This window comes from Mycetocola sp. Y791 (assembly GCF_059445325.1).
Map to the genome: position 1 here is coordinate 463,071 of NZ_JCAIUC010000002.1, position 19,554 is coordinate 482,624.

The following is a 19,554-nucleotide window of genomic DNA, read 5'->3' on the forward strand; positions in this document are numbered from 1 at the left end:
ATGTCAGCCGATCCGAACCGCTCACCCGCCGCGACGAAATCCCCTGGAGTCGCGCGATGGGTGTTCTGGCCCGCCGCGGTTATCGTGATCGTCTTCGCCGCGTTCGCCATCTTCCTGCCGGAGGCCGCAGAGGTTCTGTTCGCGAACATCCAGGCCAGCATCGTCAGTAACTTCAACTGGTACTACGTGCTGATCGCGGCCTTCTTCGTGATCTTCAGCCTGTGGATCGGGTTCAGCAGGTACGGCGATATCAAGCTCGGCAAGGAAGACGACGAGCCCGAGTTCTCGCTCGGGTCGTGGTTCTCGTTGCTCTTCGCCGCGGGGATGGGCATCGGGCTCGTGTTTTATGGGGTTGGCGAGCCGCTCAGTCACTTCGCCGACCCGCGCCCGGGGGTCGAGGGTACGCCCAGCCAGCTCGCGCAGGCGGCGCTGTCGCAGACCTATCTCCACTGGGGTGTTCACGCCTGGTCGATCTACGTCGTGATTGGGGTCGCACTCGCCTACTCGATCCACCGGCGTGGGAGGCCGGTGTCGATTCGCTGGGCGCTCGAACCGCTGCTCGGCAAGCGGGTGCGCGGCGTCTGGGGCAACCTCATCGACATCGTCGCCCTGGTCGGCACGCTGTTCGGTGTTGCCACCTCGCTCGGGCTCGGTGTCGTTCAGATCAGCGCCGGGCTGGAAAGCGCCGGGATCATCGCGGCATCCGATTTCGTTAATATCGTCCTCATCGTTCTCATCACGGGTGCTGTGCTTTTCTCTGTGCTGTCCGGGGTGTCGAAGGGCATGAAGTGGTTGTCGAACATCAACCTCGTGCTCGCGGGCATCATCGTGCTGTTCATTCTCATCGTCGGACCGACGCAGTTCCTGCTGCGCGACTTCGTGCAGTCGATCGGCACCTATCTGCAGAACTTCATCGGTCTGTCGTTCAATGTCGGCGCGTTCGCCGGTGCGGAAGGGGAGGCGTGGCAGGCGGCGTGGACCACGTTCTACTGGGGCTGGTGGATCTCCTGGGCACCCTTCGTTGGCGTCTTCATCGCCCGAATTTCGCGTGGCCGCACGGTGCGACAGTTCGTCACGGGCGTGCTGCTCGTGCCGACCCTGGTGACCTTCCTCTGGTTCAGCGTGCTCGGCGGCACGGCACTGTACTCCGAGCTCAACGGACCGGGTGGGCTCATCGGTGCCGACGGCGTTGTCAACGTCGAGGGCGCACTGTTCGCGATGTTCGACCAGCTGCCGGCGGGCTCGGTGCTCACCGTTGGCGGGATCATCCTCATCGCCGTGTTCTTTGTCACGTCGGCGGACTCCGGTGCGCTCGTCATGAGCATGATCGCGAGTGGCGGCGAGGTCGAGCCGAAGCGGTGGATCCGCGCGTTCTTCGCCGTGATCACGTCGGTTCTCGCCACGGCGCTGCTTCTCGCTGGCGGGTTGGAGGCGCTGAAGACCGCGGCGATCATCATCGCCCTGCCGTTCAGCGTGATCATGCTGCTCATCTGCTGGGCGACGGCGATCGCGTTCAACCGTGAGTACAAGGCGTGGGAGAAGGCGCGGCGGTCGGCGTTCCTCGATCGGATCGGCACGTACTACGGGCTCGATGCCGAGGATCTCGAACCGGCCGTCCCCGCGGGGCGGAGGTCCATCTTCAAACGGCGGAGGAAACCGTCGAGCTCGGACCGTCCGCCGACCCAGGTGTTCTAGCGGCGTCCTCTGAACGCTCGCGAGAGCATCCGTTCCGGTCGAGAGCATTCGGCGCAACTGATGCGTTCGGCGGGAACGGATGCTTTCGGTGAACGTGTGCCCGTGATTCGACCGAAACGGATGCCGTCGGCGCGTGAGTCGCAGCTCGGCCCACGGTCGTCCTGCTACTCGGCGCGCTTGTGACCCGAGACGCTGGTGCGCGGCAGGCGCCCCGCACGCGAGTAGCCGGTCATGCTTTCGTCCTGAACCGTGACGTCGAACTCGAGGTTCAACCGCATCGGCTTGGTCACCCTCTGCCGCCAGGTCACTCGCGCGGTCTCGCCGTCGGCTGCCTCGAGGACGATGTCATTCAGGGGCACGGTTTCGCCAGCGCCGGTCGCGGTGCCTTCGAGGATGCCGTCGCGTGAGGTGAAGCGGTACTCGGCGGCGAGGGTGCCGATGGGAGTTTTCAAGCTCAGGTCCCAGATGCCGGGAAGGGTGTTCATGTGTTCTCTCTCTTGGTCGTTGTCGGTAGATCAGGGTCAATATGCGACGGGGATGCGACCGCCCGCGCGCCAGACGACGCCACGTCGTTCGTATTCGAAAAGATCCTCGACGGCGCGAGCAACAGCCGGGCCGAAATCCCGATCGAGCAGGTGCAGGGCGAGGTCAAGTCCCGACGTCACACCCCCGGATGTCACGAGGTCGCCGTCGTCGACAACGCGTGCGCGGATCGCGTTCACGCCGGTCGCGTCGAGTACGTCCACGCCGAGCGTGTGGGTGGCTGCGTTTCTGCCCTCAATGAGGCCGGCCATGGCGAGGCCGAGCGCACCGCCACAGACCGCGACCATGGTGATTTCAGGGTTGTCGATGGCGTCTCTGAGCATGGGCGCAGCTGGGCCGTTCGCAAGGCGGGCGAGCAGAACCGGGATTGTTTCCGCGCCGGCATCCGGGTCACCTTGGACCGGACCGGATGCTCCCGGAACGATCACGTAGCCCCGCGCCCGTGGGTCCAACCGTGCGGTTGCCGTGAGCGTGAGTCCCCGCGTTCCGGACACGACGGTCCCCGGCCCTTCCGCTGAGACGAGCTCGACCGAAAGCTCGCCGCCGAGAGCATCACTGCCCGCGGCGAGCATCTCGAACGGAGCGATGACGTCGAAGGGATCGAAGCCGTCGAAGAGGAGGATCTGGGCTGACAGTGGCAAAAACGGCTCCTTGCAGGCTGGCGCAGGCGGGGAAGTGCGCCTGCGTTCACTCATCGTCCCGTGTGGGTCGAGACAGTGCCAGTGGCCGTGCTGCCGCGTTTCGACTGAATCTGGCCACACCGGTCCTTCGGCGCAGATCGGCGACAGTCGCCCGAACACGGGCGGCGGAGCGGGGCTACCATGACCTTATGCACACCGTTGCGGTTCTCGCCTTGACCGATGTCATCGCATTCGATCTGGCCACCGCCGTCGAAGTCTTTGGGCGCGCGAGGATGCCCGATGGCAGGCCCGCCTATCGCGTTATCGTCTGCGGCGCAGAACCGACGGTCGACGCGGGACCGATGAAAATTTCTGCGGGCTCGGGGCTCGGCGAGCTGCGCCAGGCCGACACCATCATCGTCCCGGGGCGGAACCGAGCTGACGCTCCGGCATCCGCCCCCATCCTTGAGGCTCTACGGACGGCGGCGGAGGATGGCACACGCGTCGCGTCGATCTGCGTCGGAGCGTTCACGCTCGCCGAGGCCGGCCTGTTGGACGGCCGCCGCGCGACGACGCACTGGCTCGCCGCTGACCTGCTGGCCGAGCGATATCCCGCGGTGCAGGTCGACCGAGACGTGCTCTACGTCGACGAAGGGGCGGTGCTGACCTCGGCGGGAGCCGCCGCTGGCCTCGACCTCTGCCTTCACCTGATCCAACGGGACTTCGGCGTGGCGGTCGCGGCGGATGCCTCTCGACTCGCGGTTGCTCCGCTGCATCGCACTGGAGGGCAGGCACAGTTCATCGTGAGGAACACACCGGGGTATGCGACCGCGACGCTCGAGGACGTGTTGGTGTGGATTGAGAAGAACGCGCATCGAGAATTGGTCCTGGCCGACCTCGCGGCGGCGGCTCACACGAGCGTTCGGACCCTCAACCGGCGCTTCCACTCCGAGACGGGGCAAAGCCCGATGGAGTGGGTGGCCGGGGTTCGCGTGCGCCACGCGCAGGAACTGCTGGAGACGGCCGACCACGGTGTTGAGCAGATCGCCCGTCGTGTCGGGTTCGCCAGTCCCAGCAATTTCCGGTCCCACTTTCGTCGGCTTGTCGGCGTCACGCCGCAGAGCTACCGCTCCACGTTCACCGGGGCCGCGCTGGCGGCGGGCTGACCGCACGGCGGCGCACGCTGCGGCCGAGATCGTCCGGCACGAGTGATCTCGGGGCGAAAGCGTGCGAGAACGGATGCTGTCGCCACGTTCAGTGCGCGAGCGCGCGCACTACGCCTCCCGCCGCACCCCTCGGCTCATGATCGCCGACATGAGGGCCTGCACCGGCTCGCGCGCGGCCGACGGGTTCGCCATCAGCACGTAGTCGACGTCGACGAGTTCGGGCAGGCTGAACCGGTTGCTCACCTTCACCAGGTCGGACGGGATGAGCGAGTGGGGGAACGCCGCGACCCCGATCCCGGCCCGCACCGCCGCGAGCATCCCATTGACGTCACGGGTATTGCACGTGATGCGCCAGGTGCGACCGGCGGACTCAAGCGCGTCGATCGCGATTTGCCGGCTGAGGCTCGGCGCCTGGTACGCGATGAGTGGCACGGGATTGCCCTCCGCGATCGTCAGGGTGTCCTGTGCCATCCAGACCAGGGTGTCTTTCGCGACCCGGGTGCTCGCCGTCGCCTCGCCCGCGCTCTGCTTGACGAAGATGAGGTCGAGGTGACCCTGTTCGAGCCGGCGGCGCAGCGGTGCGCTCTGGTTGACGGTCAACTCAAGATTGATCTCCGGATACAGCTGCCGGAAGTGCCTCAGCATGCTCGGCAGCTGCGTGATCGCGAGGTCGTCAGCTGCACCGAAGCGCAGCCGTCCCTTCATCGCCGACCCATTGAAGTAGCTCTCCGCTGCGGCATGCGCGGCGAGGATCGTCCGGGCGAAACCGGCCATCGCGTCGCCGTTGTCCGTCAACCGCACCTCGCGCGTATCCCGCACGATGAGCATCCGCCCCGCCGCCTTCTCCAGCTTGCTCATCTGCTGGCTCACGGTGGGCTGGCTGATTCCGAGTCGAAGCGCCGCATTGGTGAAGCTGTGGGTCTCGGCGACCACGAGAAATGTCTTGAGCAATACCGGGTCGTACATGCCACTCCAGTCTCAGCCATTGAGAACACCAATGACCATAATTCTATCTATTGAGGGTCCGAATACGGATGCCGCCCCTACTGTTAATCGAGGCATCCGCTCTTTCAACGTTTCAGGAGATCTTCCGTGGCCAGCGCGCCTCTCACCGCATTCCCGCCCACCGAACCCCTCTCCCTTCAGACCGGTCGACTGCCGTGGCGCAAGACCTTCATCGCGCTGAGCGTGCCGAACTTCCGGCTGTGGACCATCGGCAACCTGCTCGCGATGACCGCGGGCTGGACCCAGCGGATCGCCCAGGACTGGCTCGTGCTCGAACTGACCGGCAGCGCCACAGCGGTCGGCATCACCGTGGCAATGCAGTTCGCGCCGATGCTGCTTTTGGGCCTGTTCGGCGGCGTGATCGTCGACCGATACAGCAAACGGATGCTCATGGTCATCACGCAGGCGCTCTTCGCCGTGCTCAGTTTGGGTCTCGCGGCCCTCGCGCTGACCGGCACGGTTGAAGCGTGGCACGTCTTCGCGATCGCGTTCGCGACCGGGCTCGTCACGGTGATCGACAACCCCGCGCGCCAGGTCATCGTCACCGAGCTGGTCGGGCAGCGCAACCTGCGCAACGCGATCAGCATCAACTCGTCGGTGTTCCAACTGGCCGGGATGATCGGGCCCGCGATCGCCGGTGTGCTGCTGCTCACCGTCGGAGCCGGGCCCGCGTTCGTCATCAACGGGGTGGCGTGCGTCATCGTCATCGGCATGCTCTGGATGCTCCGCACCGACCAGATGACCCGGCTCGCGCCGTCGCCGCGGGCGAAGGGTCAGCTCAGGGAGGGGCTGCGCTACGCGAAGTCCAAGCCCACGATTGTGTACCCGGTGATCCTCATCGCGGTGTTCGCCGTGTTCGGGCTCACGATGCCCGTGCTGCTTGCGTCATACGCCGCCGACGTATTCAACGTCGGACCGGGCGGCTACGGCCTCTTCAACTCAATGGTCGCCGTCGGGGCGCTCGTCGGTGCGCTGCTGTCGACCCGACGGGCCTCCATCCGGCTGCGGACGATCGTGATCTGCGTCGGCGCGACCGGGCTGCTCCAGGCTGCGGCAGGCTTCATGCCGTCGGTTGCGCTGTTCTCGGTCTGCCTCGTCACGGTGGGCGTGGCATCCCTTCTCTTCCTCACCGCGTCGAACTCGCTCGTGCAGATGTCGAGCAACATCGGCATCCGCGGGCGGGTGATGTCGCTCTACGTTCTCGTGCTGCTCGGCGGGCAGGCGATCGGCGGGCCGCTCATGGGTGTTCTCATCGAGGAGTTCGGCGCGAACGTCGGCATGATCGTCTCGGGTGGTGTGCCGGCGCTCGCCGCGGCCATCGTCGCGATCGTGCTCGCGCGGCGCGGGCAGCTTCGGTTGCAGGTGCGGCGTACCCGGTTTGTCCCGTCGCTGAGCATCGGGCCGCGGACGTACGACGGCGCCTGAGCGCGCTCGCGCGCGCCGAGCGCTGCAGAAACTCGTTGTGCGCGGCAGAAGCTTCTGTAGCGGAACGCAGGATCTGCAGCGCTCGAGGCTGGTGGGCGTGCAGACGGGCTGAGGTGGGCAACGGATGCCGCGGGGCGAGTCGAGCAGGATGGTCGCGCGGCAGCGTGGCGCGAGTGCCGAGCGCTGCAGTTACTTGCTCACGCTGCAGAAGTATCTGCAGCGCGGGCATGGATCTGCAGCGCTCGAGGCGGGTGGGCGTGCAGACGGGCTGAGGTGGGCAACGGATGCTGCGGGGCGAGTCGAGCAGGATGGTCGCGCGGCAGCGTGACGCGAGTGCCGAGCGCTGCAGTTACTTGCTCACGCTGCAGAAGTATCTGCAGCGCGGGCATGCATCTGCAGCGCTGGGTGCGTTGAGGGCGGATGCGACTCAGGCCCGCACCGCCGCCGCCACCCGCAGCCGCCAGCTCACGAGCGCCAGGTCGAGGGCGGTGCGCCGCTCGCGGTTGTCGAGGTCCAGCCCGCCGAGCAGCCGACTGATCCGTTCGAGCCTGCCGTAGAGCGTCTGGCGACGGATGCCGAGGGCATCCGCCGTTCGCGTCTTTGACAGCCCGGCAGCGAGGTACGCATCGAGGGTCATCACGAGGCCGGCGCCGGTGTGGGCGTCATGCGCGAGCAGGTCGCCGAGCTGGTCGTTGACGAACCGCTCGAGCGCCTCATCGTCGACGAACGAGGCAAGCAGCTGGTACAGCGCAAAGTCGGCCGCGACCACGACACGCGCCGCCGGAGTCAGCCGCATCGCCAGCCGTGCAGTGTCGCGCGCGCTCGGGAAGGCACTCACGAGCGCGGGCACATCATCGACGGCGTTGCCGGCACTGACGAGCACGCTTCCACCCGTGGTCGACCGCAACTCGCCCTCGACCTCGTCGGCGAACCGCGCAACGGCCGCGCGCAGGTCACGGGGGGCGATCACTGCGGCGACGAGAATGTCGCCATCGTGCTCAGCGGTGATCGATCCGGTGAACACGCGCCGTGCTGCCTCCCGTGCCGCGATGAGAACGGCGTTGGCCGTCGTGTTCGCGGTGCGCGGTCGCACGCACAGAGCCAGCGCCCTATGCCCGGGCCGCACCGTCATACCGGTTCCGAGGGCGCGGCTGGTGAGTTCGCCGGTGGAGCCATACCGCCCCGTCACGATGTCCCGCAGCAGCTCCGCCCCGGCCTGGTTGCGGCTCACCGGAGACGAGCCCGAGCGCGCAACCTCGGCGGCGAGCACCTGCGCGGCCCGGGCGGCGACCGTGCGAACTCGGTCGGTCGGAGCGCCATCGAGCACGAGCTCACCCCAGACGACCCCGCCGGCGACGATCGGTTCACGGTGGGCCGCGGATTCTGCGCCGGCATCCGTCGCTATCCCGGCAACAAGCTCCCCGTCAGCGGTGTACAGCGCAACTCCGCACCCCGCGAGCTCACCGACGATGCCGGTCAACCCGACTAGGCCGGCGCGCTCGCCGAGCGCGAGCAGCAGTCGTTCGGTGACGGATGCCGCGAGCGTCAGGCTGTCAAGGTCGGAACCGAGCAGCAGTGCGTGGGCAACCTGGGTCACCTCGATGAACGGGACCACCCCGTGCAGAAGCACGAGGGGCAGTCCCACCCGGCGGGCTTCGTCGACGAGGTCATCCGGCGCAACCGGAAACGTACGGCCGAGTTCGAGCATCAGGGCGGAGATTCCGACGCGGGCGAGGTCCGCGATGTAGGCGCGCCTCGCCTCGGGGGTCAGCGCGACCAGACCAAGACCCGTGGTCAGGAGCACCTCTCCGCCCCGGAGAAGCGATGAGATCTCGTAAATCTCGCTCGAGTGCACCCACCGCACCGCCCGGGCGTCGAGGTTCTCGCCGCTGACAATCTCGGGTCGTGCCCGCGCGAGCACGGGCAAATCGAGGAGGTCAGTCACGGTCAGGGGCATTTCCATACCCTCCCAGCGCACCAGACACAGTGTCAAGAGTTAACGCGGCAGAAATGACACTGTGTCCCTGATGACATCGGATGCCGTCACCCTATTCTCAAAGAAGGTCACCCCACCCGGCTCACGCCCGCCCCACCCGCACACTGCGACACCGCCCAATACCCGCCCGCACACCGCACCATCACCACCCGAGCACCGCACCCCCACCCGAACACCGCCCCACCTGCACCAGCGCAACACCGCACGAACACCGGCACCACCACCACCCGAGTCCAGCAACACCGCCAGCCACACCCCGCACCCACCCGAGAGAAGGCCCCGATGCTCGACCGCTCCTCCCGCCGTCCCGCCCGAATGCTCGCAACGATTGGCGTGGCATCCGCAGCAGTGCTTCTCCTCGCCGGATGCGGAGGCACGACGGGCAACGAGGGCTCGGGCGGTGCGCCGACGAGCGAGGGCGGCAGTGACGTTCCCTCGGTGTTCGGCGCGTTCGCGACGCCGCTCGAAGAGCCGTGGGACGGCGCCATCCACGCGGCGCTCGAGTCGGCCGAGGAAGACGGCCTGATCACCTACGAGCACACAGACAACCTGCACACCGCCGATGAGATGGAACGCGCACTGCGCGACATCGCCACCAACCAGGCACCCGACATCATCATCGGCGACGCGTTCGCGGCGGAAGACGCTGTCCGTACCGTTGCGGCCGAGTTCCCCGATATTGCGTTCGCGTTCGGATCGGGCGGCGAGGAGCAGGCACCGAACTTCAGCGTCTTCGACAACTGGATGCAGGACCCTGCCTACCTCGCCGGAATGCTCGCCGGTGGACTCACCGAGACGGGCACCATCGGCGTCGTCGGCGCGATGCCGATCCCCGAGGTCAACCGCATCGTCAACGGTTTCATCGCGGGCGTCGAGGAAACCAACCCGACGGCGACGGTCACCGTGTCGTTCATCAACTCGTTCTTCGACCCGGCCACGGCCAAGCAGGCTGCGGAGGCCGCTATTGCCGGCGGGGCCGACGTGCTCTTCGCCGAACGTGACGGCGTCATCGCCGCCGCGGACGAGAACGGGCTCCCCGTCTTCGGCATGATGGTCGACCAGCAGGACCAGGCTCCCGACCACGTGGTCTCCTCCCTGCTCTGGGACATGCGCCCCACCGTTGAGGCAATCGTCGAGGCTGTCGCCGCCGGTGAGTTCGAGGCATCCAACCTCGCCGAATACTCCTTCATGGTCAACGGCGGAAGCTCACTCGCCCCGATCAACACCGAGACCGCGTTCGAGATCCCGGCAGACCTGATCGAGAAGGTCGAGGCCCGCCAGGCCGAGATCCTCGACGGCAGCTTCGAGACGCCGGTCAACGAAGAAGCCCCAGCGGGCTCGACCACGATCGGCGAGTAAGCGCTCCGTGATCTCTCGCACCACCGGGGCGGTGCCGGACGCCGCCCCACACGATTCCACCCCGCTCGCCGAGCTCATCGACATCACCAAGACCTTCGGTGCCGTCGTCGCGAACGACTCGATTTCGCTCGCCGTCGCCCGAGGGGAGGTCCACGCGCTCCTCGGTGAAAACGGCGCGGGCAAGTCGACGCTCACCCGCATCCTCTACGGCCTCAGTCAGCCCGACAGCGGCGAGATCCGCATCGACGGTGTGCCGACCCGTATTGATTCACCGGCGGATGCCATGGCATCCGGAATCGGAATGGTCACCCAGGAGTTCTCGCTCGTCGACACCATGACGGTGACCGAGAACCTCATGCTCGCGGGCGTCGGGCTGGGCCGGGTGCGGACCGCGGATGCCCGGGAGCGGGTGCTTGCTGCTGCGGCGCGGATCGGCGTCTCGCTCGACCCCGACGCTCTCGTCGGCGCGCTCTCGGTCGGTGAACGCCAGCGGGTGGAGATCGTGAAGGCGCTGTTCCATGACTGCCGCGTGCTCATCCTCGATGAGCCGACCGCTGTGCTCGTGCCGCAGGATGTCGAGCTGCTCTTTGCATCGATCGAACGACTCACCGCCGATGGCATGGGTGTCATCTTCATCTCCCACAAACTGCACGAGGTCACCCGCATCGCCGATCGGGTGAGCATCCTCCGGCGCGGCCGGATCGTCGCGTCCCGTCCCGCCGAGGGGCTCGAGCCGCGCGATATCGCCGCGCTCATGGTGGGCTCGACCGCACCGGTCGACGCGCCATCGATCGCGCTGGCCACGAGTATCGGGCTCGAGCCCGACGATCTTTCTGTCGCGACTGCCGCTGCGCCCACGGATGCTGCGCCGACGGCTGCCGATGCAACGAATGCTGCGCCGACGGCAGACGCAATCGTGACGCCGACGGCATCCGCTCGCGACCTTCCCGGTGAAGCGGCACTCGAACTCAGCGGGGTCAGCCTCGGCACCGCAAGCTCGACGGTGCTCGACGGTGTCACCCTGCGCGTTGGTCGCGGTGAGATCGTCGGGATCGCCGGGGTCTCGGGCAACGGGCAGACCGAACTCGTGTCGGTGCTCTGCGGAACCCTGCCGGCGACGAGCGGATCGGTGCGCGTTGCCGGAACCGACATCACCGGGCTCGAGCCTGGCGCTCGGATCAAAGCCGGGTTCGGCCGGCTCACCGAGGACCGCAAGGGAAGTGTCATTCCGTCGCTCAGCGTGGGCCAGAACCTCGTGCTCGAAGACCTCGATGATTTTCGGCGTGGGCCGTTTCTTGACCGGCGGGCGATTCGCGAGCACGTCGCTGCGCTCATTGAGCGCTTTGATATCCGCGCGTCGGCGAGCGATCCGATCAAGTCGCTGTCGGGCGGGAACATGCAGAAAGTGCTCCTCGCCCGCGCGATCTCCCGCAATCCGCGCGCGCTCGTCGCGTCGCAACCGACCCGCGGGCTCGACATCGGTGCGTGCGAGTACGTGTACTCCCAGCTGCGCGCGTTGCGCGACCAGGGTGCCGGCGTTCTGCTCATCTCCGAGGACCTCGACGAGCTCCTCGGCCTCTGTGACCGCATCGCCGTGATCTTCTCGGGCCGGATCATCGGCGAACTGCCTGTGGCCGAGGCGACGCACGACTCGCTCGGACTGCTGATGACCGGACACCGGGCGGAGGATGCCGCATGAAAATCCTCCTTCGCGCGACCGAGCCCCGATGGCTCGCACCCGCTGCCGTCGCGCTCGCGGTGATCGTCACGCTCCTCATCACCGCGGCGCCGATCCGGTTGGCCGGCGCTAATCCCGCCGCCGCCTTCCAGCGCTACCTCGTCACCCCGCTGACGACCATCGGCGGCCTCAACGAGGTGCTGCTGGCATCCACCCCGCTGATCTTCACGGGACTCGCGGTGGCCGTCGCGTTCCGGGTCGGTTACTACAACATCGGTGCTGAGGGGCAGTTTCTCGCGGGAGCCGCCGCCGCAACGGTACCCGGGCTGTATCTCGCCGACGCTCCGGCGTTTGTTGCCCTGCCGCTGGCGCTCGGAGCCGGAGCACTCGGGGGAGTGGCGTGGGCGTTCGTGCCGGCCTGGCTCAAGCGGCACGCCCACATCGACGAGGTCGTCACGACACTGCTGCTCAACCCGGTTGCGCTGCTGCTCATCCAGGGATTGCTCAACGGGCCGTGGCGCAACTCGCAGAGCGGTTTCCCCGACAGCGACAGGTACGGCGACGGCTACACGCTGCCCGCGATCATCGACGGTTCGCGCGCGCACTGGGGACTCATCATCGGCCTCGTGCTCGTTCTCATTGCCTTCGTCGTGATGTCGTTCACCCCGCTCGGGCTCAAGCTCAAGGCGGCGGGTCAGGCACCAGCGGCCGCGCAGTTCTCCGGCATCCCGGTCGCGAAGCTGCAGTGGCGCTTCGCCCTGATCTCCGGCGGGATCGCCGGGCTGGGCGGCGCGACCCAGGTGCTCGGCGTGCAGCACCAGCTGACCGCGGGCATCTCGAACGGTTACGGCTACACCGGTGTCGTCATCGCGACGCTTGGCGCGCTGACCGCCGGTGGCGTGCTCCTCGTCGCGCTGCTGCTCGGCACGATCACCGTCGGTGCGCAGAATGCGTCGATCACGCTCCAGCTGCCGACGCAGATGGGCGCGATCGTCAGTTCGACGCTCCTGCTCTCCGTTGTGTCCTTCCTCGCGCTGCGGCGCTACACGGTCGTCTTCCGCCGAAGAAAGCCGTCGACGAGCGAGGGGGACAGCGCATGAACCTGCCACTGTTCGCGATCCTCGCCGCCACCCTCACCATTGCTACCCCGCTCGTCTGGGCGGCGCTCGGTGCGGTCATCAACGAGCGTGCCGGCATCCTGAATCTGGGTATCGAGGGGACGATGTACGCCGGGGCGTTCTGCGGGTTCCTCGCCACGGTGATGAGCGGGTCGCTCTGGTTCGGCCTCGCCGCGGCCATTGTGGCCGGTGCGCTCGCCGGTGCGTTGATGGGCCTGTTGACCGTCACGCTCGGCGTGAACCAGCACGTCGCCGGTATCGGCACGACCCTGCTGCTCGTCGCGGCCTGCGACTTCACCAACCGGCTGCTGTTCTCGGGCGGTGGGCAGACCACGACCGAGAAGTTCGATCGGTTGCTGCCCGGTGGCGGGATGCTGTCGCAATACCCGATGACGTACGTCGCGTTCCTGTTGCTCGCACCGGCGCTGTGGTGGGTGTTGCGCTCGAGCGGGTTTGGGCTGCGTCTCCGGGCCGTCGGCGAGAACCCTGAGGCAGCGGATGCCGCCGGCATCCCGGTCGCGAAAACGCGCTACGCCGCGCTGATCCTGGGCAGCGTGCTGATGGCTCTCGGCGGTTCCTTTCTCACGCTGTCGCTGCTCGGTGCGTTCACCATCGACATCGTCAGCGGGCGCGGCTGGATCTGTATCGCGCTCGTCATCTTCGGACGCTGGAAGGTGTGGCCGGTTGTCGCCGGCGCGCTGCTCTTCGCCGTTGTGGACGCGTTGCAGCTGCAGCTCGCGATCACGCCGCTGTTCAGCGACGTGCCCAACGAGTTGCTCATCGCGTTCCCGTACCTCGTCGTCATCGCGGCGCTCGCCATCTGGGGGCGCGGCGTCCGGTATCCGGGTGCCTACCTCAAACCGTATCGGCGGGCGTGATGTCCGGTTCCATGCCGTTGTCCGCCCCGGCGCCGCAGCCCAGTGCGCTTCAGACAACTGTGGTTCAGCCAACTGCGCCAGAGCCAATTGCGCCGACTTCCACCGTGCTGAAGCCAACTGCGCCGACCGTGCCGAAGCCAACAGCGCCGAAGTCAACCTCGTCTCGTCCCACCCCGTCGCATCCCACTTCCTCACATCCCACCCCGTCACGTCTCTCGAACGGAGCAACAATGCCGACACCCCTCACTGACGCCGAACAACTCGACGTGGCCATCGCCGAGGCCAGGAAGAGTCGAGCGGAAGGCGGCATCCCGATCGGTGCTGCCCTGATCGTCGATGGACAGGTGCTCGCCACCGGGCACAACCGACGCGTGCAGGACGCCAGCCCGATCCACCACGGTGAAACCAACTGCCTGGAGAATGCGGGCAGGCTGCCGGCGAGCGTCTACGCTCGGGCCACCATGGTGACGACGCTGTCGCCGTGCGACATGTGCACCGGCGCGATCCTGCTGTACAAGATTCCGCGCGTGATCATCGGCGAGAACTCGACCTTCTATGGCGGCGAGGACTATCTCCGCGAGCGTGGCGTCGATGTGGTGGTGCTCGACAGTGCGGAGTGCGTCGAGCTCATGGGCGAGTTCATCGCGGCGGAGCCGTCGCTCTGGAATGAGGACATCGGCGAGTAGCGGGCTGCGGCGCGCGCCGAGCCCCACTCCTCTCTCTGGGCTCCCTCTCACCAACCCCACCCTTCACCGCCCGGCGCTGCATATCCATGCTCAAGCTGCAGAAGTATCTGTAGCGCGGGCATGGAAGTGCCGCGCTCAGTGTGGGGCGCGGATGCTGAGTGCGGATGCCGCGCGGGCGGGTGCGGGCGGGCGGCGGCAGATGTTGAGAGCGGATGCTGCGGGGCAAGTGGGCGGGTTGCTCGGCGGCGCCCTCACCCGGCGCTGCACATCCATGCCCGCGCTGCAGAGGTATCTGTAGCGCGGGCATGGAAGTGGCGCGCTCAGTGTGGGGCGCGGATGCTGAGTACGGATGCCGCGCGGGCGGGTGCGGGCGGGCGGCGGCTGCTGTGGGCGCGGTGAGCGGATGCCGCGGGGCAAGCGGGCGGGCTGCTCGGCGGCGCCCTCACCCGGCGCTGCACATCCATGCTCAGGCCGCAGAAGTATCTGTAGCGCGGGCATGGATATGCCGCGCTCGAGGTGAAGGGCCGCCCCGGCGGCCCGCTCAGATCCCCGGCCCGACCGGCAGGAGGTCGAGCCGCGTCACCGCACGGGTGTCGAGGTCGATCATCGCCGCCGAGTCGGGCGGCACGTGCGTCCACCCCGGCTCGTCCAGCCCGCTCGAAATGATGTGAACGGCATCCGCACTCACGCGGTAGTCCATCGCGTAATACTCGGTCGCGTGCCGGGGTGGCATGTCCTCATACGAGTCATAGAGGGCACTCAGCGCGGGGGGCGGTGACGCAGCCCGGCTGTTGATGTGGATCGCGAACAGGGTCGTTGGCGTGAGCAGAAGCGCGTTGAGACTCGCGTCCGAGAAATCCTTCATCATCGTGTGCAGCGCGCGCGTGACGCCGCTCGCCTCGCTTCCGCTCTCCCCGATGCACTGCATGATGAAACGGAAATACCGCTCACTGTCGGTCGCACCCCTGAGCTTCGCCGTCGACTCCGGCGTGAGCAGCTCGTCGAGCCGGGAGATCGGTGTGATGTTGCCGTTGTGGGCGAACACGTATTGCCCATCGGTGAACGGATGCGTGTTCTCCGGTGCGACGGGAAGGCCCCCGGTGGCCCAGCGCAGGTGCACCAGCCCCGCTGAGCCGAGCGGCGTGTGGGTGAGTTCGGTGTACCGAGGGTCGCGGGCCGCCGAATCCGGGCTGGAGACCGCGTGCGTGAGGTGGTCGCCGTCGCGCCATGCCATTCCCCAGCCATCGCCGTGGAGTGACGCGAGCGAGGTGAACGCCTCGAATGGCCCCTCACCCAGCACGTCGACAGCGGCGACAGGGCGGTGTGCAACGTAACCAAGCAATCGGCACATGGCGCACCCCCTTCCGCAGTGTCCAGCTTTCTCCACTCTCGCGCTGGTGGCAACCGATGCGGGCTGCGACACTATACGCATGCGCACCGTCGGGGTCGAGGAAGAGCTGTTCCTGGTTGATCCGAAGAGTGGTGCCGCGCGGTCGGTGGCGACGCGCGTCCTCCGCCAGACCAACGATGTCCCCGGGTCTCACGACCACCTCGGCGGACGGCTCGAGCACGAGGTGCAGCAGCAGATGGTCGAGACCAATACGGCCCCGCACGCCGATCTCACAGAGCTGGCCGATGACATCCGTCAGTGTCGTTCACGGGCGATCGACGCAGCGAGGGATGCCGGAGTGCGCGTGATTGCGTCGGCCACGTCGCCGCTGCGGGTTGAGCCGCGGCTGTTTTCGCATCCCCGGTATGAGCACATGGCCGAGGTATTCGGAATCACCGCCACGGAACAGTTGACCTGCGCGTGTCACGTCCACGTGCAGGTCGAGTCGGACGAGGAGGGTGTTGCCGCCCTCGATGGGATCCGCTGCTGGCTGCCCGTGCTCGTCGCGTTGAGCGCGAACTCGCCGTTCTGGCAGGGAGCTGACTCGAGCTACGCGAGCTACCGGTCGCAGGCAATGCTGCGCTGGCCGACCGCCGGGCCGACCGAAGTGTTCGGCTCAGCAGAGCATTATCACGCGACGGTCGCGGCCATGCTCGACTCGGGCGTCATGCTCGACAGGGGCATGGTGTACTTCGACGCGCGCCTGTCGCACCACGCGCCGACGGTGGAGATCCGGGTGCCGGATGTCTGTGCGGATGCCGCCGACACCGTGTTGATCGCGGCCCTGTGTCGCGGTCTTGTGGAGACGGCCGTGGCCCTGTGGCGTGACGGCGAGCGAGCGCCGCAGGTGCCGGCTGCGCTGGTGCGCCTCGCGGGCTGGCAGGCCGGTCGTTACGGACTCGAGGGCATGCTTGTCGACCCGGTCAAACTCACGCCGCGGCCGGCTGCGGAGGTCGTCACCGATCTCCTCGACCTGGTACGGCCCGCTCTTCGTCAGAGCGGCGACGAAGAGCTCGTCGAACAGCGCATGGACGCGGTGCTGGCACGGGGGAACGGTGCGATGCGCCAGCGGGCCGTTCTCGCGCGCACCGGGCAGTTCGCCGACGTCGTCGCTGACCTCGCCAGACTGACCGCGGGGCAGGACGCGCTCTGATTGTTACCGGTACAGATTGTTACCGGTACAGACGCCGGTCAGTTACTGGGCGGATGCCGTCTGGCATTCTTCGCAGATGCCGTTGAAGATCACTTCGGCGGCGAAGATCTCGAACCCGGATGTATCGGAGGGAGTCAGGCAGGGGGCTTCGCCGATGACGCAGTCCACGTCCTTCACCGCACCGCAGCGCACGCAGAGCAGGTGGTGGTGGTTGTCACCAACCTTTCGCTCGAAGAGCGCGGGGGATCCTGGCGGGTCAAAGCGCCGGGCGAGGCCTGAAGAGGTGAACACGGCGAGGATGCCGTAGACGGCTTGCGGTGATGAGCTGCCCAGGAGTTGCTGGACCCTCGTGAAGATCTCTTCGGCGCTGGAGTGCGGATAGTTTTCGACCGCTTCCAGAACGGCAAGGCGCGGCGCCGTCACCCTGAGTCCCGCCGCGCGAAGCGACTGTCGGAGTACATCGGTGTCGAGTGCGGCCGCGCCGAACACCTCTACGTCGAGTTGGGGGTCAGCCGCAAGTGCCATGGGTCAATGCTAGGCCTTGTTTTGATTTAGTCAAAACAAGGCCGTAAGCTGAAGCAACTTCCGTGTTTGGAACGTCCAGATGCGTAATGCAGTAAATGAGGAGAAATCCATGACCGATGTCGCAAGCCAGCCACCCGCAGAGGGCGATGACCGGGAGGTCCTGACCAACCGACAGGGTCACCCCGTCTACGACAACCAGAACTCGCGCACCGTCGGCGCACGCGGCCCGGCCACACTCGAGAACTACCAGTTCCTCGAGAAGATCAGCCACTTCGACCGCGAGCGTATCCCCGAGCGCGTCGTTCACGCACGCGGCGCCGTCGCATTCGGCTACTTCGAGGCAACCGGCAACTGGGGCGACGAGCCCATCTCCAAGTACACCCGCGCCAAGCTCTTCCAGGAGCCGGGCAAGCGCACTGACCTTGCCATCCGCTTCTCCTCCGTTATCGGCGGACGCGACTCTTCCGAAGCCGCACGTGACCCCCGCGGATTCGCGGTCAAGTTCTACACCGAAGACGGCAACTGGGACCTCGTCGGCAACAACCTCGGCGTTTTCTTCATCCGCGACGCGATCAAGTTCCCCGACGTCATCCACTCCCTGAAGCCAGACCCGGTGACCTTCCGCCAGGAGCCGGCTCGCATCTTCGACTTCATGTCGCAGACCCCAGAGTCGATGCACATGCTCGTCAACCTCTTCAGCCCGCGCGGCATCCCGGCCAACTACCGGACCATGCAGGGCTTCGGCGTCAACACCTACAAGTGGGTGAACTCTGAGGGCGAGACCAAGCTGGTCAAGTACCACTGGATTCCGAGCGTCGGCGTCAAGAGCATGACCGAGAAGGACGCAGCGGCAGTTCAGGCCGGCGACCTCGGTCACGCATCCAAGGACCTCTACGAGTCGATCGAGAACGGCGAGTACCCCGAGTGGGAACTGCGCGTTCAGCTCATGTCTGACGACGCTCACGACGAGCTCGACTTCGACCCGCTCGACGACACCAAGCTCTGGCCGGAGAATGACTTCCCGCCGAAGACGGTCGGAAAGATGGTGCTCAACCGCAACGTCTCCAACTTCTTCGCCGAGAACGAGCAGCTCTCGTTCGGCACCGGTGTGCTCGTCGACGGTCTCGACTTCTCCGACGACAAGATGCTCGTTGGCCGTACGTTCTCGTACAGCGACACCCAGCGCTACCGCGTCGGACCGAACTACCTCCAGCTCCCGGTCAACCAGGCCAAGAACGCCAAGGTTCACACGAACCAGCGCGACGGCCAGATGACCTATCACGTGGACGGCGGAGAGAACCCGCACATCAACTACGAGCCGTCGATCACCGATGGTTCGCTGCGTGAAGCCACGTACCCGACCCACGACGAGCAGGGTCCCGAGATCGTCGGGCGCCTCACGCGCAAGCGCATCCCGCGCACCGATGACTACACGCAGGCTGGCCAGCGCTTCCTGCTCATGGAGCCGTGGGAGCAGGACGACCTCGTCGCCAACTTCGTCGAGCTCATCGGACAGGCGAGCCGCGAGGTGCAGGAACGTATGGTCTGGCACTTCTTCATGGTGGAGGACTCCCTCGGCGCCCGCGTCGGTGCCGGTCTTGGCATCAGCGCTGACGACGTTCGTCACCTGCCGCCGCTCGCGAGCCAGACGCTCAACGAGGCTGAGCTTGCCCGTCTCGCGAACCTCGGCAACAACGGCCCGCGGGACATCGCCGGACTGGTGATGACCCACTGCGTGCCCAACGAGCACGTCGTTGTAACGCTGTAACCAGCACCAACCCGTAGTGAAACGGCGGGCCCCGGGAAATCTCCCGGGGCCCGCCGTTTTTTGCTGTGCGGATGCTGGCGCTCGCCGCATCCGCCCTCGCTGCAATGTCGGTGGGGCGTTCTATACCTGAAGTGTGCCGGATGAACCTATCCAATTCGATGGAGGACATCATGAAGGTACTTGTGGCACCACCCGTAATCGAGGGCCCCGACGGCAGCATCAACTCACTGGCGATCGAGGGTGAACTGGTGATCGACCCCGGCCCGTGTTCGTGCGACGTCAGGGATTGTGTTGGCGGCTTCTCGTTCATCGGCGCTGCGTCCGGGCGACTGACGACGCAGGCCGTGATCGCCGACCTGCCGTTTCTCGACGTCAGGGAATTCCGGAAAATTGTGGTGGGCGGATGCTGCCGCGAGTGCGGCCGCGACGGTTACGCGGACCAGATGGTGCGTGACTCGCGCTTCACCGCCAATCGGTGGCCAGTGGGGTCAGTGGTCGGTCGGCGCGACGGGTACGCGTTTCTGCAGGAACGCGGTTCCGGGTACTGAC

At 66.8% G+C, this 19,554-nt stretch carries 18 protein-coding genes; 12 read left to right on the top strand and 6 right to left on the bottom strand.

What is annotated here, in order from left to right; genetic code table 11:
- Nucleotides 1-1,695, top strand: a complete 1,695-nt coding sequence (locus AC1C2N_RS07080) for a BCCT family transporter (protein ID WP_495433438.1) — start codon at nucleotides 1-3, stop codon at nucleotides 1,693-1,695.
- Nucleotides 1,696-1,859: 164 nt separating this feature from the next.
- On the opposite strand, the gene AC1C2N_RS07085 is transcribed toward AC1C2N_RS07080, so the two are convergent.
- Both AC1C2N_RS07085 and AC1C2N_RS07090 read right to left on the bottom strand, forming a co-directional pair.
- Nucleotides 1,860-2,180 (bottom strand): hypothetical protein, encoded by a 321-nt coding sequence (locus AC1C2N_RS07085; protein WP_495433439.1) that lies wholly within the window; start codon nucleotides 2,178-2,180, stop codon nucleotides 1,860-1,862.
- Between the two features lie 36 nt (nucleotides 2,181-2,216).
- On the bottom strand, nucleotides 2,217-2,879 hold the full coding sequence (locus AC1C2N_RS07090; protein WP_495433440.1) for a DJ-1/PfpI family protein: 663 nt from the start codon (nucleotides 2,877-2,879) through the stop codon (nucleotides 2,217-2,219).
- A gap of 188 nt (nucleotides 2,880-3,067) precedes the next feature.
- Here AC1C2N_RS07090 and AC1C2N_RS07095 point away from each other — a divergent pair, with 188 nt between their 5' ends.
- Nucleotides 3,068-4,024 carry a GlxA family transcriptional regulator gene (locus tag AC1C2N_RS07095; RefSeq protein ID WP_495433441.1) on the top strand — a complete coding sequence of 319 codons (957 nt, stop codon included), beginning with the start codon at nucleotides 3,068-3,070 and terminating at the stop codon, nucleotides 4,022-4,024.
- A gap of 108 nt (nucleotides 4,025-4,132) precedes the next feature.
- Here AC1C2N_RS07095 and AC1C2N_RS07100 read toward each other — a convergent pair whose 3' ends face one another.
- A complete protein-coding gene (locus AC1C2N_RS07100; RefSeq protein ID WP_495433442.1) occupies nucleotides 4,133-4,990 on the bottom strand; it encodes a LysR substrate-binding domain-containing protein in 858 nt (285 codons plus the stop codon).
- Nucleotides 4,991-5,116: 126 nt separating this feature from the next.
- Here AC1C2N_RS07100 and AC1C2N_RS07105 point away from each other — a divergent pair, with 126 nt between their 5' ends.
- Both AC1C2N_RS07105 and AC1C2N_RS07110 read left to right on the top strand, forming a co-directional pair.
- On the top strand, nucleotides 5,117-6,454 hold the full coding sequence (locus tag AC1C2N_RS07105) for an MFS transporter (RefSeq protein WP_495433443.1): 1,338 nt from the start codon (nucleotides 5,117-5,119) through the stop codon (nucleotides 6,452-6,454).
- A 124-nt stretch (nucleotides 6,455-6,578) separates the two neighbouring features.
- On the top strand, nucleotides 6,579-6,782 hold the full coding sequence (locus AC1C2N_RS07110) for a hypothetical protein (protein ID WP_495433444.1): 204 nt from the start codon (nucleotides 6,579-6,581) through the stop codon (nucleotides 6,780-6,782).
- Nucleotides 6,783-6,881: 99 nt separating this feature from the next.
- Here the strand turns inward: AC1C2N_RS07110 and AC1C2N_RS07115 are convergent, their stop codons facing one another.
- Nucleotides 6,882-8,411 (bottom strand): PucR family transcriptional regulator, encoded by a 1,530-nt coding sequence (locus AC1C2N_RS07115; protein ID WP_495433445.1) that lies wholly within the window; start codon nucleotides 8,409-8,411, stop codon nucleotides 6,882-6,884.
- A gap of 321 nt (nucleotides 8,412-8,732) precedes the next feature.
- On the opposite strand from AC1C2N_RS07115, the gene AC1C2N_RS07120 reads away from it, so the two are divergent.
- The 5 genes from AC1C2N_RS07120 (at nucleotide 8,733) to AC1C2N_RS07140 (ending at nucleotide 14,169) form a co-directional block, all read left to right on the top strand.
- Nucleotides 8,733-9,809, top strand: a complete 1,077-nt coding sequence (locus AC1C2N_RS07120) for a BMP family protein (RefSeq protein WP_483406274.1) — start codon at nucleotides 8,733-8,735, stop codon at nucleotides 9,807-9,809.
- A gap of 7 nt (nucleotides 9,810-9,816) precedes the next feature.
- Complete coding sequence (locus AC1C2N_RS07125; RefSeq protein ID WP_495433447.1) at nucleotides 9,817-11,508, top strand: ABC transporter ATP-binding protein; 1,692 nt, start codon at nucleotides 9,817-9,819, stop codon at nucleotides 11,506-11,508.
- Complete coding sequence (locus AC1C2N_RS07130) at nucleotides 11,505-12,587, top strand: ABC transporter permease (protein ID WP_483406272.1); 1,083 nt, start codon at nucleotides 11,505-11,507, stop codon at nucleotides 12,585-12,587. The genes AC1C2N_RS07125 and AC1C2N_RS07130 overlap by 4 nt, the downstream gene beginning before the upstream one ends.
- Nucleotides 12,584-13,483 (top strand): ABC transporter permease, encoded by a 900-nt coding sequence (locus AC1C2N_RS07135; RefSeq protein ID WP_495433448.1) that lies wholly within the window; start codon nucleotides 12,584-12,586, stop codon nucleotides 13,481-13,483. The genes AC1C2N_RS07130 and AC1C2N_RS07135 overlap by 4 nt, the downstream gene beginning before the upstream one ends.
- A gap of 230 nt (nucleotides 13,484-13,713) precedes the next feature.
- Nucleotides 13,714-14,169, top strand: coding sequence for a nucleoside deaminase (locus AC1C2N_RS07140; RefSeq protein ID WP_495433450.1), 456 nt, complete (start codon nucleotides 13,714-13,716; stop codon nucleotides 14,167-14,169).
- Between the two features lie 541 nt (nucleotides 14,170-14,710).
- On the opposite strand, the gene AC1C2N_RS07145 is transcribed toward AC1C2N_RS07140, so the two are convergent.
- Nucleotides 14,711-15,520 carry a class II glutamine amidotransferase gene (locus AC1C2N_RS07145; protein WP_495433451.1) on the bottom strand — a complete coding sequence of 270 codons (810 nt, stop codon included), beginning with the start codon at nucleotides 15,518-15,520 and terminating at the stop codon, nucleotides 14,711-14,713.
- A 79-nt stretch (nucleotides 15,521-15,599) separates the two neighbouring features.
- Here AC1C2N_RS07145 and AC1C2N_RS07150 point away from each other — a divergent pair, with 79 nt between their 5' ends.
- Nucleotides 15,600-16,712, top strand: a complete 1,113-nt coding sequence (locus tag AC1C2N_RS07150) for a carboxylate-amine ligase (RefSeq protein WP_495433452.1) — start codon at nucleotides 15,600-15,602, stop codon at nucleotides 16,710-16,712.
- Nucleotides 16,713-16,754: 42 nt separating this feature from the next.
- Here AC1C2N_RS07150 and AC1C2N_RS07155 read toward each other — a convergent pair whose 3' ends face one another.
- Nucleotides 16,755-17,237: a Fur family transcriptional regulator gene (locus tag AC1C2N_RS07155; protein WP_495433454.1), complete on the bottom strand. Its 483-nt coding sequence runs from the start codon at nucleotides 17,235-17,237 to the stop codon at nucleotides 16,755-16,757.
- Nucleotides 17,238-17,346: 109 nt separating this feature from the next.
- Here AC1C2N_RS07155 and AC1C2N_RS07160 point away from each other — a divergent pair, with 109 nt between their 5' ends.
- The gene (locus tag AC1C2N_RS07160) at nucleotides 17,347-19,005 is read left to right on the top strand and encodes a catalase (RefSeq protein WP_483406266.1); all 1,659 of its coding nucleotides are present in this window, start codon (nucleotides 17,347-17,349) and stop codon (nucleotides 19,003-19,005) included.
- Between the two features lie 170 nt (nucleotides 19,006-19,175).
- Nucleotides 19,176-19,553 (top strand): DUF7715 family protein, encoded by a 378-nt coding sequence (locus AC1C2N_RS07165; RefSeq protein ID WP_495433456.1) that lies wholly within the window; start codon nucleotides 19,176-19,178, stop codon nucleotides 19,551-19,553.
- The last annotated feature ends 1 nt before the right edge of the window (nucleotide 19,554 follow it).

Coding starts and splice junctions, on each gene's coding strand:
- AC1C2N_RS07080 (WP_495433438.1), top strand. CDS start 1: ATGTCAGCCGATCCGAACCGCTCACCCGCCGCGACGAAATCCCCTGGA.
- AC1C2N_RS07085 (WP_495433439.1), bottom strand. CDS start 2,180: ATGAACACCCTTCCCGGCATCTGGGACCTGAGCTTGAAAACTCCCATC.
- AC1C2N_RS07095 (WP_495433441.1), top strand. CDS start 3,068: ATGCACACCGTTGCGGTTCTCGCCTTGACCGATGTCATCGCATTCGAT.
- AC1C2N_RS07100 (WP_495433442.1), bottom strand. CDS start 4,990: ATGTACGACCCGGTATTGCTCAAGACATTTCTCGTGGTCGCCGAGACC.
- AC1C2N_RS07110 (WP_495433444.1), top strand. CDS start 6,579: ATGCCGCGGGGCGAGTCGAGCAGGATGGTCGCGCGGCAGCGTGGCGCG.
- AC1C2N_RS07115 (WP_495433445.1), bottom strand. CDS start 8,411: ATGCCCCTGACCGTGACTGACCTCCTCGATTTGCCCGTGCTCGCGCGG.
- AC1C2N_RS07120 (WP_483406274.1), top strand. CDS start 8,733: ATGCTCGACCGCTCCTCCCGCCGTCCCGCCCGAATGCTCGCAACGATT.
- AC1C2N_RS07130 (WP_483406272.1), top strand. CDS start 11,505: ATGAAAATCCTCCTTCGCGCGACCGAGCCCCGATGGCTCGCACCCGCT.
- AC1C2N_RS07135 (WP_495433448.1), top strand. CDS start 12,584: ATGAACCTGCCACTGTTCGCGATCCTCGCCGCCACCCTCACCATTGCT.
- AC1C2N_RS07140 (WP_495433450.1), top strand. CDS start 13,714: ATGCCGACACCCCTCACTGACGCCGAACAACTCGACGTGGCCATCGCC.
- AC1C2N_RS07145 (WP_495433451.1), bottom strand. CDS start 15,520: ATGTGCCGATTGCTTGGTTACGTTGCACACCGCCCTGTCGCCGCTGTC.
- AC1C2N_RS07150 (WP_495433452.1), top strand. CDS start 15,600: ATGCGCACCGTCGGGGTCGAGGAAGAGCTGTTCCTGGTTGATCCGAAG.
- AC1C2N_RS07155 (WP_495433454.1), bottom strand. CDS start 17,237: ATGGCACTTGCGGCTGACCCCCAACTCGACGTAGAGGTGTTCGGCGCG.
- AC1C2N_RS07160 (WP_483406266.1), top strand. CDS start 17,347: ATGACCGATGTCGCAAGCCAGCCACCCGCAGAGGGCGATGACCGGGAG.
- AC1C2N_RS07165 (WP_495433456.1), top strand. CDS start 19,176: ATGAAGGTACTTGTGGCACCACCCGTAATCGAGGGCCCCGACGGCAGC.